The 17,972-nt window shown below is 49.8% G+C and carries 14 protein-coding genes and 1 pseudogene; 11 read left to right on the forward strand and 4 right to left on the reverse strand.

All coding sequences use genetic code 11. The features are described from left to right. Nucleotides 1-16: 16 nt before the first annotated feature. The 7 genes from ACI77H_RS14470 (at nt 17) to ACI77H_RS14500 (ending at nt 9,303) form a co-directional block, all read left to right on the forward strand. Nucleotides 17-934 carry a deoxynucleotide monophosphate kinase gene (locus ACI77H_RS14470; protein WP_407012484.1) on the forward strand — a complete coding sequence of 306 codons (918 nt, stop codon included), beginning with the start codon at nt 17-19 and terminating at the stop codon, nt 932-934. A gap of 14 nt (nt 935-948) precedes the next feature. Next, complete coding sequence (locus tag ACI77H_RS14475) at nt 949-3,195, forward strand: hypothetical protein (protein WP_407012485.1); 2,247 nt, start codon at nt 949-951, stop codon at nt 3,193-3,195. After that, entirely contained in the window at nt 3,192-5,450 is a 2,259-nt protein-coding gene (locus ACI77H_RS14480) for a tyrosine-type recombinase/integrase (protein ID WP_407012486.1), read from the forward strand. Before ACI77H_RS14475 ends, ACI77H_RS14480 begins: the two co-directional genes overlap by 4 nt. Then, nucleotides 5,447-6,427 carry a hypothetical protein gene (locus ACI77H_RS14485; RefSeq protein ID WP_407012487.1) on the forward strand — a complete coding sequence of 327 codons (981 nt, stop codon included), beginning with the start codon at nt 5,447-5,449 and terminating at the stop codon, nt 6,425-6,427. Before ACI77H_RS14480 ends, ACI77H_RS14485 begins: the two co-directional genes overlap by 4 nt. 112 nt (nt 6,428-6,539) lie before the next feature. Further along, complete coding sequence (locus ACI77H_RS14490) at nt 6,540-7,751, forward strand: hypothetical protein (protein ID WP_407012488.1); 1,212 nt, start codon at nt 6,540-6,542, stop codon at nt 7,749-7,751. Between the two features lie 938 nt (nt 7,752-8,689). Then, the gene (locus ACI77H_RS14495; protein ID WP_407012489.1) at nt 8,690-8,899 is read left to right on the forward strand and encodes an AbrB/MazE/SpoVT family DNA-binding domain-containing protein; all 210 of its coding nucleotides are present in this window, start codon (nt 8,690-8,692) and stop codon (nt 8,897-8,899) included. After that, nucleotides 8,899-9,303, forward strand: a complete 405-nt coding sequence (locus ACI77H_RS14500) for a hypothetical protein (protein WP_407012490.1) — start codon at nt 8,899-8,901, stop codon at nt 9,301-9,303. The genes ACI77H_RS14495 and ACI77H_RS14500 overlap by 1 nt, the downstream gene beginning before the upstream one ends. A 16-nt stretch (nt 9,304-9,319) precedes the next feature. On the opposite strand, the gene ACI77H_RS14505 is transcribed toward ACI77H_RS14500, so the two are convergent. Continuing rightward, entirely contained in the window at nt 9,320-9,781 is a 462-nt protein-coding gene (locus tag ACI77H_RS14505; protein ID WP_407012491.1) for an antitoxin Xre/MbcA/ParS toxin-binding domain-containing protein, read from the reverse strand. Between the two features lie 224 nt (nt 9,782-10,005). Here ACI77H_RS14505 and ACI77H_RS14510 point away from each other — a divergent pair, with 224 nt between their 5' ends. Further along, complete coding sequence (locus ACI77H_RS14510) at nt 10,006-10,902, forward strand: hypothetical protein (RefSeq protein WP_407012492.1); 897 nt, start codon at nt 10,006-10,008, stop codon at nt 10,900-10,902. Between the two features lie 88 nt (nt 10,903-10,990). On the opposite strand, the pseudogene ACI77H_RS14515 reads toward ACI77H_RS14510, so the two are convergent. Next, nucleotides 10,991-11,257 (reverse strand): annotated as a pseudogene (locus ACI77H_RS14515) (transposase); the annotation flags it as partial. A 451-nt stretch (nt 11,258-11,708) separates the two neighbouring features. On the opposite strand from ACI77H_RS14515, the gene ACI77H_RS14520 reads away from it, so the two are divergent. The 3 genes from ACI77H_RS14520 to ACI77H_RS14530 all read left to right on the forward strand — a co-directional run bounded on the left by ACI77H_RS14520 (nt 11,709) and on the right by ACI77H_RS14530 (nt 15,783). Then, nucleotides 11,709-14,168 (forward strand): hypothetical protein, encoded by a 2,460-nt coding sequence (locus ACI77H_RS14520; RefSeq protein WP_407012493.1) that lies wholly within the window; start codon nt 11,709-11,711, stop codon nt 14,166-14,168. Nucleotides 14,169-14,420: 252 nt separating this feature from the next. Further along, entirely contained in the window at nt 14,421-14,831 is a 411-nt protein-coding gene (locus tag ACI77H_RS14525) for a hypothetical protein (RefSeq protein WP_407012494.1), read from the forward strand. 196 nt (nt 14,832-15,027) lie between these two features. Beyond that, complete coding sequence (locus ACI77H_RS14530) at nt 15,028-15,783, forward strand: hypothetical protein (protein WP_407012495.1); 756 nt, start codon at nt 15,028-15,030, stop codon at nt 15,781-15,783. 119 nt (nt 15,784-15,902) lie between these two features. On the opposite strand, the gene ACI77H_RS14535 is transcribed toward ACI77H_RS14530, so the two are convergent. Both ACI77H_RS14535 and ACI77H_RS14540 read right to left on the reverse strand, forming a co-directional pair. After that, complete coding sequence (locus ACI77H_RS14535) at nt 15,903-17,246, reverse strand: HNH endonuclease (RefSeq protein WP_407012496.1); 1,344 nt, start codon at nt 17,244-17,246, stop codon at nt 15,903-15,905. 174 nt (nt 17,247-17,420) lie between these two features. Beyond that, the gene (locus ACI77H_RS14540) at nt 17,421-17,951 is read right to left on the reverse strand and encodes a hypothetical protein (protein ID WP_407012497.1); all 531 of its coding nucleotides are present in this window, start codon (nt 17,949-17,951) and stop codon (nt 17,421-17,423) included. Nucleotides 17,952-17,972 lie beyond the last annotated feature (21 nt).

Genomic DNA, 17,972 nt, shown 5'->3' on the forward strand with positions numbered 1-17,972 from the left:
TTCAGGAGATTCACCGATGAGAAAGATCCTCGGCCTTGCCGCCAAAGCCCGCTCGGGAAAGGACACTGCAGCCGCCCTTCTGATGGCCCACCCAGAGGTAGCGACCTATGCGTTGGCAGATCCCTTAAAGGAAGGTTGCAAGGCGCTATTCGGCCTCACGGAAACAGAGACTTGGGATGATAACGCAAAAGAGGGAGTTCTTAGCTCTTGGGCCCGGTCACCTAGGCAACTCTTTCAACATGTAGGCACTGAGTGGATGCGAGAGCGTGATCCGTTGCATTGGTTGAAGCGTGCTGACCGCGAGATCAACCATCCGCCTGTTATCTCATCTGAAACGGCCCCAGCCTCCTTAGAGTCCCCGCTCTCCTCGAACATAACGGTTACGCCGAATAATCCCAACTGCCCCTTCATTCTTGCTACTCAAGCGATTTTCGGTCTGTCTGACTCACAGTTGAAGGAAGCCAAGCACATTGAGGACAAGCTGTGGAAGGCTACTCCTGAAGAGCTGGTAGAACAAATCAAGGCACTGGCTCTTCGGGACTTTCCTAATTTCGACGCACAATACCAGGCACACGTGAATCCTCATAATAACACTCAAAACACTAAACCTCATCTTAAAGATGAAAACCAACTAGCCAAGCACCTTATACGCACCACAGAAAAACACATCTACAAAAGTAAGATGAACCTTAATGGCAAATCCTTAATTATAATTAAAGATATTCGATTTGAAAACGAGGCCGATTATATTCGTCAACTCGGCGGTGAAATTTGGCACATAATTCGCCCAAGCGCAGAAGCAGTTAACCCACACCCCTCAGAAAGCGGGATTGCTATCAAAGAGGGTGACCTGACTATTTACAATATAGGCACACTCGACGAGTACGAAATGGCAGTTAACACAGCCTGGCAGGCCATTAAACCTACCCTCTGACGCGGCTGAACCTAATGAGCGAAATAGCGATACCAATAAAGCCACGAAGCGTTCATGGCCAATTTCAGCCAATTACTGAAAGCCCGTACGAATTGGTTACAACCATTGACGGCTTTAATATTGAGTGCAGTTATCAGGGGCACTATTTTTGGGATGAAAACAAGCATATTTGCCTAGCGCTGCACCTTGTGATGACTGTTTTTGCAAGGACTCACAGACGCGGGGTAGCATCGGCGCCTCGTGGTGGCATTAGTATCTTTTTTGATTTCGCTGTAGAGTACAACGAAACTTGCTCAGAACCTTTTAAGCTTTGGCATTATGGGCAGATCACGCACAGCTTGTTTTCTCGATTCCGTAGTTGGGCCATTGAAAATGGGCATCCAGACTCGATAGCCAGCAATCTTGGATCAATGCTTCATGCTGCTGGAAATTTGGGACTTGATTTACCTCAATTGAATTTGGGAGTGGGCCGAACCGAGGCGCGAAACCCGAAAGTAACCAGACCCCTGATAGACGATACGTATGATGCGGTTAAATGCGCACTTACAACGCATGTGGATAAACTGTACGAAAAAATTGAGTTTCGCAAACGTGTCGAGTCCGCTGAACCCTACACAATGGAAGAGGTTCTCGCTCCCGTTTACAAAAAATACTCGCGAGCTGAGTTTTTCGAATGGGTACAAATGCGCCTTGATAACGAGCTGCCGCTTCTGAACTTGCCAATTAGATGGCGCATCAAGGCTAGCAATGATGAAGAACTCCAGGGTCTCCTTCAAGGAAAGCAGATCCGCTCGAAGATCATGAAGATCTACGAAGCCGAAGGCTCGAAATACATTGTTGAAAATCCAAAGGATCATTTCCAATCTAGATTATTCCACCATTGGAACCCAGACCCAGCGAGACTGATTAAGACATTCCTTGATCACGGCTTCCCAATGTATATATCGAAGGAAGAGTTAGCTTCAAGATATACCTTTGAAGCCAATATGTCCTTAAAAACATGCGAAAACATTGTTGACGTTATACTGCTTCGCCTTACGCATTTTCGCCATAAGAAGTATCCTATCCAAGTCAGCAACACTGACGAATTTCTTCGAATGTACTATCCGTCTATCGTTGACATGGCTTGTATAGTCATGTTCATCATGCTGCAATCTAACTGGAACAAGGAAACAGTCCTTGCCATTGATTTTTCGAATCTTGAACACCCATTAACAGGTGCGGTGAAAGAAGCGGTAGCTGTCATTCAGTCAGAAAAAAACCGTTCGCAAGGGATCGGCAAGCCATTTTATGCCCCAAAGGAGATCATCGCGGTCAGCAGCAAAGTCGATGCATACTCCAGCTACAATCTTGTGAAGCTTGCGAACGAGTTGTCAAAGCCATTAGCTGGATTGGCATTTGATGCCATCCCCTTCATTATGGACGAGGATGAGCTTAACCAGTTATTTCTTTGCATTAAGGAAAAGAAAAACTGGGGAATGAGAGGTGGAAGGCATACATCGATTGCTTACAGCAAAGCGTTTAACCAAGGCGTGACTGAATTTTTGCGTGAATATCCCATCTATGAGCGAGGCGAACGTTTAATCAAGACCTCTCAACTAACTAAACGGTTGAGAGCTACCTGGGCGTATCAGCAACAGCAGGCGCACGGGGCGAGCCTGGGCCTGCTCGCGCTCCAAATGGGGCACGCGGATCTATTGGTAACAGATGAGCACTACACCAGCTCCCCAGAAGCCTTGAGGGCGGCTAAGCAGCGGCTACGGTCGGAGCTGGAAACGCTCTTGGATCTATTCCGTCAAGGTCAATATCAGGGATTGCTCGGATACGCTGAAGTCAAGGCAGTAGACCTACCTATGAAGGTTTTTCATATTCCAGGCATGGAGAAGGCACTTTGGGCTTGCATGAATCAACGTAACCCAACGTGGCCTGGAGCACGAAATTATGTGAAACCTGGCGAGCGCTGTTACAGCATCAGGAACTGTCTGCATTGTAAGCAGTGCAATATCTTCGATGACTCCGCTCCATTCCTCATCCAGCGCCAGATCCACCTGGAGGAAATTTTGGACGACCCGCAAGAAGGTGAGTCGGACTATAGCAACACCTTCAGCACGGAACTCACAATCATCAACTCTATCTTGGACAACTGGGATGATCCAGAGCTAATAAGAGAGGCCTCTAGGTACCAACGGCGTAACTCCCCTCTGCTGCCCCGCGACCTTGAAATCCTGCAAGTTATTTTTGAAGAGGAGGACATGCAATGAATCATCCTCCGAAGGACTTTGATGCCAAACACTTACCATTAAGACAAGCTCGGAATGGCGAAAAGTCGATTTCTGCAATGAGTCCCAATGTAGATCACCAAACAGTAGACGGATCCGCTGGATCGACGGGGCATATTATGTCAGGTCATGGAGCAACACCTGAATGTTCACTGAACGCACCAGAGGATCAGCTCGTGACCGCTAGGGACGTTGAAGAGCACTTCGATGATGATGCAATAGATGACAGCGACAACGAAATTGATTACTTCGAAGATGATGAACTTGAAGCCCAACTAGCACTCGAAGAGCTCCTAAAAGACAGTGAGAAATTCGACACTCCTATCAATGATACTCTTGCAGAGCGGCTTCGACACGACCCGGGAGGCAATTTCCCCGTCTCCGCTTACTCACTCTACTGCGAAAACATTTGGGTGCTTTTCAAAGACGAATGGGGCATTGCAACTAAAATTTTATTCAATCAGCCCAACGAGCACCGAGCAGCACTTAAAAAGGCACTAGCATGGTATTTTTTGCCCGAGAATTCACCTTTCCATAACACTAGAAGTTACAACACCTCTAAAACTAACATTAACGCATTTTCGTTACTTTCACGTTATGTGCTAGAGCCAAACTTTCTTAGCGGCGATCCAGAATCGCTTCAAATTATCAATAGCAGAATGCTTGATGCGTCGCTTGACAAGCTGAAAGATGAAGGCTGGCAAAAGTTTTCCGAACTTTTCAGAATCTTAAAGACATGGAGCACGCTGAGCTCTCAAAACCTCCTCCCTAAAGACCTGCACCTCGGCGTAGGCTTAGAGTGCATCAATACAACTGAGCGTCGAAAGCAAGTCGCGCATGCGTTTACCGGAAGGCTTTCAAGCTGGATACCTTATACCGAGTCAGAGCTAGGCAAGCTCCTCGACTATGCGTGCTTTTGGACAGAAAAAGCGCTGCCGTGTCTCTTGCGAGCTAATGCATTCATTATCGAAAACAGGTTGGAAACTTATCATAAGAAGTGTGTCTCCCGAGGGAAGACTGATTCGTTAATCGAGCAAGAATTAAATATCGAGATCGAAGGCCGCACCGTCATGAAAACGACGTGCAAAGATGAAACCGTACTACGGAACGGCCGTCCAGAGCGGAGCGTCTCATATTGGTGGGCGAAGTCCTATGCCGATGGAGTAGATCACGTAAGGAATGCCGTTTTTATTCTAATAGGAATTCTCACGGGCCTGCGCGCCAGTGAAATTCGCATGGTCAAATTTGATGATGTTTATGCGGATCCCGACTCCCTTGAAGATTATGTGTTGCGTGTGACTCGCTACAAGACGGCAAAAGATCCCAACTTCGGTGAGGTAGATGAGCTGCCCCTGCCCCGTTTCCTTGCCCTGAGCATCCTAGGACTTAAAAACCTTCGAGCTATAACGACTTCTCAAGATAACCCTTACGTCTTCCGGTCAGGGAGATCATTCGGCCGCTCCCACCCGAAACAGTCAACCACTGTGAAGTCGATAGGAAAAATCATCAGCCAGATCGAACTGCACACGGGTGTCGATCGGATTCATGTTCATCGCTTCCGGAAGACCATTGCAGAGATCCTTATCAATCGCAATGAACGTAACATTGACATCATTCGGCTACTTTTTGGTCATAAAAGCTACACGATGACCCTCAAGTACATTGGCAGAAACCCATATCTTGTCCGTACGGTGGCAACAGCAATCGAGCAGAATTATGCCGCAGAATTTGCTGACTTGATTACTGCGATTCAGACAGGCACTTCCTCCGGCCCTGGCGCTGAACGCCTGCTTGAACGCATCAATGCTAATAAAGGCGCATTTGAAGGAAGGCATTTAAGACTCACCATTCTTACTTATGTAACGCATCTGTTGTCATCTGGCCAGCCTTTGTTTATCCATCGAACGGCTGTTGGTAGCTTTTGTGTTAGTACGCAAACCTATTCTTCGCCGAACCTACCCCCTTGCCTTTTACATCGAAAAGGCAATGTACAAGGGCTTCCACCAAACCCATCAAGCTGTGACCCAAGTTGTGAGCACGCGGTGATCGTCCAAAAGGCCCAACGTGCCATGGAAGACAACATTAAATTTTATACGAATATCCTTGAGAAAGGCGGTAATTCCCTTAGTGAGAAATCCAGAAAGGCAATACTTGTAAAGATTTCGTCCAACACTAACCATCTCAACAAACTCAGCCAGCAAGCTGAATTAATCCCGGTCATAGAGGTTCATTTATGAGTAGCCAGGATACTCGGAATCGGCTGATCTACCTCATCAAGGAGCATCAGCTGGAACATGGGCTGACGAAAATCCAGATTGGCGTTCTATCGGAGCGCGCCGGCATCACGCGTCAAGCTTTCAACCGTTTTTACAACGATCTCAAGCCCTACAGCCAAGGTCAATCGATTGCGCCTCTGCTAGCCGGTGACAATGGAGCTACTCAAGACCTTCTTGCACGACGTGAACACGATCTAGATCAAATGCGGGCTGAAATTAAAGCAATGAAAATTCAGCATCCGAAAGACATCGAGTCTGCCGTAAGCAGGCATCTAACTACGCTAATGAACAGCGACCTGATGATGTTCGAAGCCAAAGGGATGACTGCCACACTTGAGAACCAGAGTAAACATAATGAAATGCTCAAGCGTCAATTGATGGTAGCGCAGGTAGAAAATACGAGACTAACGACCGATCTCGCAGCCCATCAAATATCAAGCAGCAGCCCTGCCACGCGCCTAATCAAAAACGCAAAAAATTTCTTGGCGCTGACTATAAACTTTTCTGATACAGGCTTGAAAAGTAATGATTATGATGCATTTGAAGACGCCAAGGATAAGCAGTTAGATACCCATATCAAAACCCTTAAAAAGTTTCCAGCCCCTGAACAAATAGAAATCCATATTTTTCAGGAGCGTTATATTTCAGCTTTCAAAATCTTCTGCAGCGAGCTTCCAGAAAAAGAAGACATGCTCATAGTCGCAATTCAGGCACCGGTTTACGCCCAAGCTGAACTTAAAGAACTGCTCCGTAAATTAACAGCATTCGCCTCCGTTACGTTGCACATTCCGTTCTCGAAATCCCTGGCTTCTGCGGCTGCTTTCCAGAAATTTAATTTTAGAGAGGTTCCTGCTCAAGAATTTGAAGAAGCGTCTAAAGCTCGCATCCCTCAGATTGACTGGGGTTTTGACGGTATCCAAGTATTCAGGGCCGAGTGATATGCTAAAAATTAAGATACAGCGCATGACGTACGTAAGTTCGATACTCAGCACAGAGGTTACGCATTACGTTCTCGCTGCCCACCTAAATTCGAAGATTTTTTTGATTAGTATGGTCAATTACTACCTGCACTCGGTGACCCGCTCCTCCGAACAAACTTCTAAACGCTATGCCACCGTGATCGCTGCGTTTTATCGCTTCCTCTCTACGCAGAACAAGTTTAAAAGCACTGACCTAGGCGATTATCACGCCATTGTTTCCAATGTTGATATCAAGAAGTGGCAGATTGCGAGAAAAATTAAAAGGGTAAGTGCTAACAGTACGAAGCCTCACTCAGCCACCATTCTTGAAGATGCAACTATTGTGTACACCTATTTTGCGTGGCTGAAGAAACATGAATTTTCCACACTCGTTAACGTTTCCTACAAAAACTGGATCGCTAACTTTAAGAGCGAATCCCTTTTGAACTATGTAAAGAAACGGGCCAAAATCGTACTTGACGTTGATCCGATCCGTGTTTTAGACAGGCAGCACAGGCAAAAAAGGCACAAAAGTTTGATTACAGACGATGAGATCAAGCTTCTAATTACATCCTATCCGGATAACGTTTACGCGACCCTTTTCTGCTTTGAGCTGGCAACTGCCCTCAGGCCTATGGAGCTTTGCGAATTCCCCTATGCGGGTAAGGGCCCTAATCGACACATCATGCCGTATGACTCCATGCCCAAGGAGCAAAAAAAGTTTGAATACACACTGGTGGGGAAGGGAAGTAAGCCTCGTACTATCCACATCCCGGCGTATGCACTGTCCGACATTTATAAGACCTACACCGAGAAGGAATATCCAGCCCGCAAGAGGAAATTTAAGGAAAAATACGGTCGTCCTTGCCCTCCGGATGTTCTGTTTCTTACAAAAGCAGGGGTGCCTGTGACCGAGAAGATGATCTCAGACGCAACAACATATGCGGTGGAGCTTGCACACAAGCAGGATCAGTCGTTCCGTACGACGAACAATTTTTATCAGGCGCGTCACTGGTGGCCGACTATGATGATGATCCAACACCGAGGAAAGGATTTGCTCAATCCAATTTCCGATGTTTTAGATGCGGCATTCGCGCAGGTGCTGGTCAATCAGATGGGGCATGGTGATATTAGGACGACCTACAAGCACTACCTAGATTTTGCTCGGGTACTGGTGATAACCCAGCAAGGTCGACTGAACGACATCATCACTGAGGAATTCAACATCCATCGGCAGATCGAAGAGTTCGGTAAGATGTCTATTCAGCCTCCTGATGGAGTAAATGATGATGAAGCTGAATAGGTAACGGAATCTTATGCTGGCTCCAGTCTGTTATTAAAAGTGTCGACTGCTCGAGGATCTCTGAAAGATGACAGACGGCATGATGCCTTTGTTCTCTTCGGATTACTCAGTTCGAGCGGCCGCTTCACATTGGCGAATGTCTGAGGTTGCGTCACACCTCCTCGCCACACATTTCGAAGTAGTCAGTGGGCAGTCGATACCCTGATGCTACTCGAGAACGGCTATGCACACTCCAGTCTACCCAGACGATCTGAACCCAGCGCATCTTTAAAAGGTCAGCCAAGAAAATGCAATGAGATTAGCCAGACCAACAGCCAGTCGAACTTGCCGTTGCATGCGGGGTACTTTACAAGGCATTAGGCTTTTACTGCCATCACGACGCGGTGATAGTTGCGGTAGCCATGGGGCACCTAAAGAGTTGAACAGCCCATCCATGTTCTGAGATATCTGGCGGCACGTAAAGCGAGCCGGGCCTCTTCGGCCCAAAATGACGACTTTTCATGGAGCGCGCGTTGAGCCAGAATACGCCCAACTCCCGATCTATGATCAGATGGTGACATCCATTAAAGCGTTGTGAGCATCCGCCAAGTCACTTTGCGCGGCTCAGGCTGTCACCCAATGATACGGCTGGCTACGTCGGTAGCCGTCTCAGCCCATCTTTCAGGTAGACCTAAGAGATTTCGTTGGCGCCTTGAAATCAAAGGTGAGAATGCGTGCGTTCAGTGCAATGTGTAACGAAGTTAGGGAGTTTATGTCTTCAATATTAACTCTCCAATTCGAACTTTGGCCGCGTGACAGAGCTGCTCCTGTCGACATATTGATTGTACGGGAGCGTGAACAGCTCTTACGTTTGCTCGCTGCGCTCTAAGCCTGCACGCAAAAGCGCGTTACCATTGCCCGCTCAAAAGCAACGAAGACCACTCGTGAGAAAACCACCTATGAAAATCATCATCGAAGAATGGGATGGTGACGGTGCGATTCGAATTCCCGATGAAGCATTGCAGGAATTGGAACTGGATGTCGGCGACGCCGTGTACCTGATAGAAGAATTTGTCGGCAACACGAGCTGCCTAGTCATATCAAAAACGCCTCAAATCGCGAATCGAATAGACGAACTCACTGGGGCCTGGAACAGCGGACAAAAATGATGACTGACGCGAATCGTCTCTGGCAACGCGAACGCAAAGGACGCTACGCCATTTGGGATTTAGGAAGACTGCAACCTGGATCTGATCGGGCGATTCAGTACCTTGCGATTCTTGATGAAATTGAGCGCCAAGATCGAGATGACCCAATTGGCGATGCAGTCGCCATGTCGGTTGATCAGCTACGAGAATGCGTTCCAGAAACCGAAATCGTGGGAGTCAGCGGATCCCACTTTGTAGTCGTGCTTGACGAGCACATACCAGAACCGTGGAAGACTCGTTTCGAAGAAGCGAGTACTGGGTCGACCCGTTTACGAGAAGGCAGTTATGCGGGAGATTGGCGCCGATTTTTACGGCTATGGGATCAGCAGATGCAGCATCTCGCAGCACACAGAGAGATGCGTTAAGCCCTGGCCTGACATCTCATACAAGTACCGCCCTCTCCAGTCGACCGATAAGGTCGATAACGGCCTCCGTTTCCGCCCTCGTCCTCATCATGTCCAGAGGACGCTTCGAACCAAGTCCACGCACCGGCGTACTCATCCATTTCGCTGCAGCGGCGACATCGTTTTCGAACAGGGTCAAGGCGTGCTCATAAACAGTGATCAATGCGACAAAGCGGTCGCTTTCTATTGTGTTGAACCGCCCTGCTTTCGCCCTACGGGCCATCGTTGAGGGAGATACACAAATAGCCTTGGTGATATCCCCTCGCTGCATCTGCAGAACGCTCGCTATCCGTTCGAGGCATCCGAAAGGCAGCCCTTCGTGAACCAGGTCATGAAGGCCGGTGCCGCGTGACGGCAACCCAAGGGTCATCCAAATGCTCTTAGGGATTGATGGCCCAGGCTGATACTCCTTGATCGATAACAGCACTTTCACCTCCATCTAAAAAACCTACCAGCAAGCCGGGCCGGGAGGCCGGAACCAGCGACTTCTTCATTGCCTGCAGCACAGGATCTATCAGACCAAGAAGACGTGATATAGATAGTGAGTTCATCCTAGCCTGTGAGCTTTCGTGATTTCCACGAAATGACATGCACTGCTTCGCTCGTTTCGAAATCTACACTTGTTGCATGACAAGCGCTCCAAGCACGGATAGTGTCAGCGCCATGAATGTCTCAAGCCTGGCCCTCCCCGACTCGATTTCTCCGTCAATACTGGCGAGCGCAGACTTGCTTGTAACGAAGACAGCTTACCTGGCCGGCATGATCGCGCCTGAAACCGCAGCGTGTGTGAGCAAGCTATTGATGGACTCTGACGCCCATTATTCCAGGATCATCGACGGGCACCTCACAGAGCCCGAAGTGCTGAAGAATGCACAGAACTCAGCGAACCAGCAGTCCACGCTTCAAAAGATTCCTGAGCTTCGTCGACGTATCGTTGCAGCGCTAGTCCACCACTTTCACCTTCTCCAAACTCAAGCGTCTCCCGAGGCTAACGGGGCTGTTGCGAGAGTCGTCATTCACCAGCATTTGGCTCACCTGGGGTTGCATCCCCACCTGTGGTCGCTTGCTCGGGGCTTGGCCCTTAGGCACGAGGAATATTACGCTTTTGCTCCGATTGATCGAACGCAAGTGAGCGAGCCTACTGGTGGTGTCCAACCGTCAGGTAAATCCACTCTCAGCTTTATTGAATTCATGCTCGAGGTTTGCCTTGGAGAAGTGGATTACGTGACTACTGCGCTGAATCGCCATGGGCTTCGGGAAGCTGTGATGCATGGCTTTAGAACGGACTCGCAGTTAATAGAGGCGGGAATCAGTTCGCAAACAGGGCCGGCAATCCTTGCACTGCTGATTCAGGGCGCACTACCGCGTACCGAGTTTGAAACCTTTACCGGACTTCAGCCTAGCGAAGCATGTGATCAGCTCAGCAAGCTGGTTAATGTTGGCCTGGTGGTGAGTTCAACACCTAATTCCCATACGCTGCGGGTGCGCTTACCGACCTGGTTTGCGCAGAATATTTTTCCTGATTTCTCTTTAGCAGAAAGCGAAATCAAGCCGGGCTAGAAGCCCGAAGGGTCGATCGTTTTTTGGGTTGTTGATGCGGTCGATGTGTTGAATGTCTGGTGATTTGTCTCTTGGTTTTTTGCGCATCTACCCACTGCGCCAAGGTCGAACGGGCGATAGGCAACCCGGCGCGGCCGAAAATCTTTTCCTGCCGATACAGCGGTAAATGGTCGGCGAATTTGGCCACCATGACGTGCGCCAGCAGGCCCGACGTCGGGATGCCTTTGTCGATGACGTGCGCTGGCACCGGTGCCTGGATCAGCGTTTCGCATTGCTCGCAGACCCATTTCCCACGGATATGCCGTTCGACGGACACACCAGGCGTGTAGTCGAGCTTTTCGCTGGCACGGCCACCGGTTGCTGCCTCAATTGCTGAGGCAAAACCCAAGCATTCAATCCGGAAAGGTCAGCGACGAGCAGTGCGCGCCGAGCGGCCCTCTCGCAGAGACTTGACCGACACCCCCTCGACATATCGGTATTTTTTCCTGGCGACCTTCACTGCCTGACCTGACTGTTGGGGTTACGGCTACTGGTACGATCCGGATGCCGGAAAACTGCGTGAATGCTACCTCTGAGGAAGGTAGCGCGGACTGAATCTAGACGTCGGTTTAAAGAGGAAACGCGGCACCTGTTTGGCTACTAGATTCAACACCTAGCGCCATTGCATCCGCTCGAGTATCAAGCTACCCGTTGATCCGCCGCTATAGAGACTCAGCCATGCTCGCTATGGTGGATAAGTGTCCACATAGACGCCTTGATGGCCATTTGATATTGTCCGACTATTCAGCCCTCTTCAAGGACGATCAGTGAAAAAAATCTTTCAGCAGCATCTTGAGCAAGCCGAACTTCTTACGAATGCCTCAGAAAAGCTAACGTTTCTGACCTCGGTGCTCCGGTCTATCCTGCAATTATCAGTCGTAAGCTGCTTTGAGATCGTAAAGACGTATACGCCACATGAAGAGAGTGATCTTGCCGAACTGGCGCAGCGCTTTCAGCGGCCTGCTGACGGGATGCCGGTGCAAGTGATAGATAGTCTCGCTCCTTTTATTCGCGCCTATGTAGATAAGGGTCTCCTGCAAGGATGGTTTGAGCCAACCAAATCGGTTGCCATCCCTCTTTCCAAACAGCTTATTGAATGGGTTGAATTCCGGAATAAACGCACTGGGCATGGTGTACTCGACGCCCCTCATACAATAGCCTGGGCTGAGAAGACTGCCAGCCTGATCAAAACCTGCCTGCACGTATTCACGCCTTTGATTCCGACGGTTACCGAAGCTGAAAGCGTCAGGCTAACGAAGATGCCAGGCGAGCCTCTCTTCGGCACGCCAATGATGCACAAAGGGCAAGCGATCGTTCTTACAAGCGTTACGGCAAAGAAAGGAGTATGGAAGTTAAAAGGCCAAGTTCTCTCCCATAGTAATGCTGAAGAACTCAGCGTTACCTTGCCTGATGACAATGTCTTCTCAACCAGAAATCTCAAGTCCGCAGGGGACTATGACCTTTCATCAATTGTCTCGAAGAATAATGACTATTCTTTCTATCACAACATTCCGGTCAGACAAACCGATACCTTCGAGGGCCGAGAATCCGAATTGGATTTGCTCCATGAATGGTTCGACGATAAGGACTCGAGGTATTGCGGGGTCTACGGCGATGGAGGGTATGGCAAGACGACATTAGTGCTCGAGTTCCTGAATAGGATTCTGGAAAGCGAATACGATCTTGCTGAACCTATCCCTACTATCATCAGCTATCATACTGCGAAGATGACGAAATGGTCTGAAAGTGGTCTCGTCCACTTTACCGGGATATCACCAGTCATGGACGAATGTCTCAGGGACTTGGTGAGGTGTGTTATACCAGTCCTTCCGGCAGACTGGTACGGTGTCAGCGGCCGCCAACTGGTTGATAAGACTGTCACGGAATTAGCCAGCCACAAGCTCAGCCGTGATGACATCCTGCTCGTCATAGACAACACGGAAACCTTAGCGACGACTGCGCAGGAAGTACGAGATCTTGGCGCATTCTTCAAGCAGGTTGGCAAGCTCGTCGGCCGGATGATTATTACCTCCAGGCGCAGAGAATTCCTTCAAGCCGAACCCGTAATGATCGAAGGCCTATCCGAAAGCGAATCTGTGAGCCTCATGCGTCGGTTGGCAGAGGAATACAAAGCAGCTTCGATTCTGCAGGCTGGTGAGCCAAAACTTCGGCGTGTTTCCAATCAGCTCATGCACAAACCAATCCTCTTGGAGGCCTTGGTAAAATACATCGCGCATTCTGGTCTAGGTATCGATCCAGCAATTGAAAATGTTTTCAAGAAATCGAACGAAGACCTTCTGGAGTTTCTATACGAAGATGCCTGGCTTCGGATCAATGAACTGCAGAAGCAGGTGTTCTTGGTCATCATCAATATCACCTACCCGCTTGATAAAAACACCATCAGCAAGGCGTGCCAGGAAGTCGGCATCCAGCACTCCGAGTTTCAGTCGAGCCTGACGGAAACCCATTTCGCAACGATCACCGACTACGGTCGAACCTACTCCATTGAGTTGGTAGAACTGGCTAAGCGATTCTTTCTACATCAATTTGGACGCTTGCCTGACGACGAGAAGGAAAGGCTCAAAGCAATAGCCGCAAGTGCGGACAAGTACGTTGAAGAGCGCGCAAAAATCGAGAAGGAGTACCGAGAAGATCGAGTAGCAGAGGCTTTCCGTAGCGAGTTTGCAAAGGCGGCCAAAGTCCACGCTGACAGAGGGGATATCCCTGGTGCTATCGAGATGTACGACTTAGCCCTTACCGACGATCCGCTGAACTCGGCACTGCATGACCGATTCTCCTGGCTCATGCTCAACAAGGGGCGTGACATTGAGCGGGCGAAAGAACTCTCCGAGCGTGCAGTGGAGCTTGATCAAAACAACAGCGACGCACTCGTTGGGCTGGCGTTGGCAAACTACCGGCTCGGGGACATCGCTCAAGGTGACATTAACATTGACAATGCTGGCCGTAAGGGCCGCGGCCCATCTTTTTGCCACTTGCGCAAAGCGATCGCTCGTTATCATAAAAGCCCTGATGAGCACGATCTCAATGCGCAGATCACCATACTGGAAGAGTCCGAGCTGATGCTTGTCCAAGCACAACGATTCGCCTCCAAAACCGATGCTTATCGCGGGAAAACGCAGCGTGAGATACTGAAATATCAGAGCCTCACCAAGTCTAAACTTGCCACCCTTCGTGGAAAGCGGACGAAACTTTCGAACGCACCATGACCTAGCCTTCCTCACGAGAAGCCGCGAGACTCGACTGGCTTCTCATTTGCTAAGCCGCAACAAACGCTGGCCACCTCATCACATTGCCCCTACGAAGGTCGCGACATGGATGAGCCGAAACTTTGTCTACAGCCGCGGCCCCTAAAAGCGTGGCCAGTGCTAACCCTATAGCGAATGCCCTTTACGTAGACGAAAGATGGCCATGTAGTATCATTCGCCGAACTTCACTCACACCATCAAGGGATTGTTGAAATGATCTGGGTCATTCTGATTGCCGTCGTAGTCGTCGCAGTTTGGTGGGCTCACGCCCAAGAAAAGGCAAAGACAGAAGCACGAGAGGCCTACCAGCGCTCACTGGCGAATCTCAAAGCCGACCCTCGCAACGCAGATTTACGCCAGCAGACCTTGGCACTAGGGCGCGCATATTCGAACCTTATTCGCGACAAGAAAGGCCAAACGGTCTTTGACGAAGTCGCGTTGATGAACGACATCAATGCCGCATGTGCTGGCGCCAGTGAGCGCTCCCTGGATGTCCATGTAGCAGCGCCGCCTGTGAACGACATTGAAGCGCGTCTACAAAAGCTGTTGTCTCTTAAGGAGCGCAATCTCATTGACGCGGACGAATACAGCAGTCGTCGTAGAGAGATCCTTGAGTCGATCTGAGTAAGGATTTGTTATTGCACTGTATTGAGGACGGGCGGCGATTGGATTTCAGAATTCTGGCCGCCTATCCCGTGCCGATCAGCTTCGGTCTGACTCACTAGACGCCATTCTTCAGGCCCTATGAAGCACTCCCCTCAGGGCGGCAAAAGGTTGCCGGCTTCCAATCGCGATGCTGTATGAAATTCCGGAAAACCACATGAATGCAGAGCATCACACCGGCAACGACGCTAAAGCCGTCGTTTCAGGACTAGCATCAGGAATTATAGAAAAGATATGGGACTTCAACTGGTGCTTGAAAGCAGTCTACGTGGGCCTGTTTGCTGATATCTCATTGATTGTCTTAACGGGCCACGACCTAGCCAGTTCCTCTTTTGATACCGAAACCGTCCTCACCAACGCCGGCAAAATACTGTGTGCGTCACTCGTATTCATGTGCTTCGTTTCACTAGTTGTACCGTCCATCGTCCACGTTCTTAATGTCTTGGCGCAGCCTACCCCGGAGCACCATCCGCTCCCACTTGACTGCGTGCGGCCGAGGGACTTGAAAAGGCTGGCGCTTGAAGAGAAAAGTGATTTCCTGCTCAAACTCTGTGTACAGCACAGTTTGGACGTCAGGGAGGGTCAAGTTAAAAAAACCGATGCAAGAACTCTGCTCACAGGGCTGACGATACTGGTCGCGAGTGACTACATTTTGGGCTACCTGCATCACACCCCATCAATCATGAGGCTGCTCCAATCGCACCTGACCTGGGGGGTTGTTGTGGTATCTCTGCTTGCTCTGTACTACGGGATTGTCTGGACGTATGAACAAGAAGTGAAGGATCGATGGATTTGGTATCCGCCCCTCGCCGAGCAACAACGCCAAGCCCAGAAGGAAAATGAAGATCGCCAGCATGACGCTCATAGAAAGTATCAGGAGCTGCAGCGTGCTTTGCACCAGTCTGATGATTGACCCAGATTGCAACTTTGACTATCCCGTCTAGTCGTTACGCTAGCCGGCTGGCGCTTTGCCATATCCGCACCGTCGGTTTTGGGCTCAGCACCCTTGTTTGAGTTTGGCGACGTCAGCAGTCACTGGATCGACTTAACAGATTGAAAAATCCATTCACGATGCCAGGCAAGATAGTACTCATGCCGCTTCTCGATTTGGGACAGCCGCTGGCGTACGTCAAGATTGAGACGTTGGGCGTCCTCAACGCTCAGCATCGGACTGATGACCAGCTCCCCCGACGCCCCGAAAGTAATCAATCCTTGATCGAAGGCAACGTCTAAGTGAGGAGCAAGCAGCAAGCCGTTGAAAAGATCTAGCCGCTCTTCATCATTGGCTCTACTCCAAGGCTTAATATGGGACGCCCGCAGTAGGGATACCTCGAGACAACCTGTGACCGCGCAACCTTTCCAGTAGCTCAAGAGGGCATTTCGATAGCCGCCCTGCCCTATACGCACCTTAATTAGCGCATTACGCTCAGTGTCATTCCGGGCAACCGGGTCTTCAATAGATTGCTGGTCTAAATTTGACGCTAGCTGTGGAGTGCCAGCTTCTGGCCCCGCTGCATTAGCCTGAGACGCCAGCAAGACTTCGAGAAATTGTTTCAGAGCCCCTTCATGGTGAAAACCGAGCGCAATCCCATACGATATTTCCTTTAGGCCTTCATGGAGTCGGGTAGGAAACTCCGATAATCCAGAGTTGTGGTACAAGGCTTCAGTCCCAATTTCCAGTCCGTCTATTCCAAGCCATGAACCCGTGAGATCTTGGTAGTCCGGGTGGACTATCAACGGAGCTCGCATTCTTGGCGCGTTAGCAGTGCTAGTTTTGACGTACACCGGATGCTCGAGCGCAGCGTGTCGAAAAAGACTCGCTTTGCCTCCGGGAGGTTCACCGCCAATGAAACCTGCCTTCCTCAATTCGGAGGTAACGGCGCCAATACCGATCACGCTTGGTTTCTTCGGCTCCTTTGCGCGCTTCAGCGTCCTGTCTACGGGCAGTGCTGTGTCGACCAACCATCCTAGCGCCGTCAACGCCTCTAGTAGCGGAGGATGAATCAGGCCCCTCCGCCGACGCTCATCTGGATGGTCGTCAAAACTGGCCAAAGTGTGGACTTTCCATTTCGGGGAGGGAATAGCGAGAGCGTTGGTAAGTAACGACCCCAAAGCTCCGTAGTGGATGTTTGCAAAACCAAATTTCGCCTGGCCAGCCGCTGCTGCGACCTCTTTCATCGTCAACGCTTCAGGGTAGGCCTTGGCGTGATGTATTAGCATTGCCATCTGAGGCTCCGAAACATCAGGTCTGATTTCCTTCAACGCGCGGGCGTACTCATCGACGGTCGCGGGGTAATTGCGGATCTCTCCTCCACTCTGCTGGTACTCCGCGGTCATCTGCGCCAATAAATCCATGAACTTCGCTTTGTCTTGCATCAACTTTTCCTTAATTGTCGCTCTGCCCGACCTTTCTAAGGCGTTCTGAGTGCAAGAATGCGTAGCACAAGTCACTCAGGAATGTGGTGAGTGCCCCAGCCTGGCGCTTGCTGTAATGGTGAACGATATCCCATCAAATCGCTAAAATCTGACGCCACACCGGCTTAGGTTAGCTCAAACGCACAGGGTGGAAGGCATCCGTCGAACAGGCCTTTTATGTAACTCCTTAGGCGGCACTATCAACCAAGTGCAAGCGACGGTAGTGAACGCCTCTATCGCTTCAATCGGTGCTTGAAAGCCTACCCCGGGACGAGCGACGTCTAGCACACCATTAATCGGCCCCAAATCATCGAAACTGATGTCTGCTCCTAGGTTATGCCCGACTTGGTTACGAAGCGAGTTCAGCTTTAAAATTCCAGGTTTAACAAACGCAGCACTAGAAGCACGGCTAGGAAGAAGCTCTACTTTATTGAAAAAGCCAAGCTTTGCGGCTCGGATATTTTCAATCCCGTAGTGCTCGGCAAGGAAGCGTTCAAGATAGTGTTCTACGACCAGATGGTATTTTAGGAGGCGACCAATAATGTCATGTGGTCTATTCATGAGGTTAATGTAGCTTTCATTTTCCGCATGGAAGCGTGCTTCAATATCCGCCATATGCGGCTGAAGGTAGGCGACAACTTTTTCGATGCCTTCGATTTCTCTCATATCCGTTCCCTACCCCTTCTT

Origin of the sequence: Pseudomonas sp. O230, assembly GCF_045447035.1 — a bacterium.
In the GTDB taxonomy this organism is placed as follows: Bacteria; Pseudomonadota; Gammaproteobacteria; order Pseudomonadales; family Pseudomonadaceae; genus Aquipseudomonas.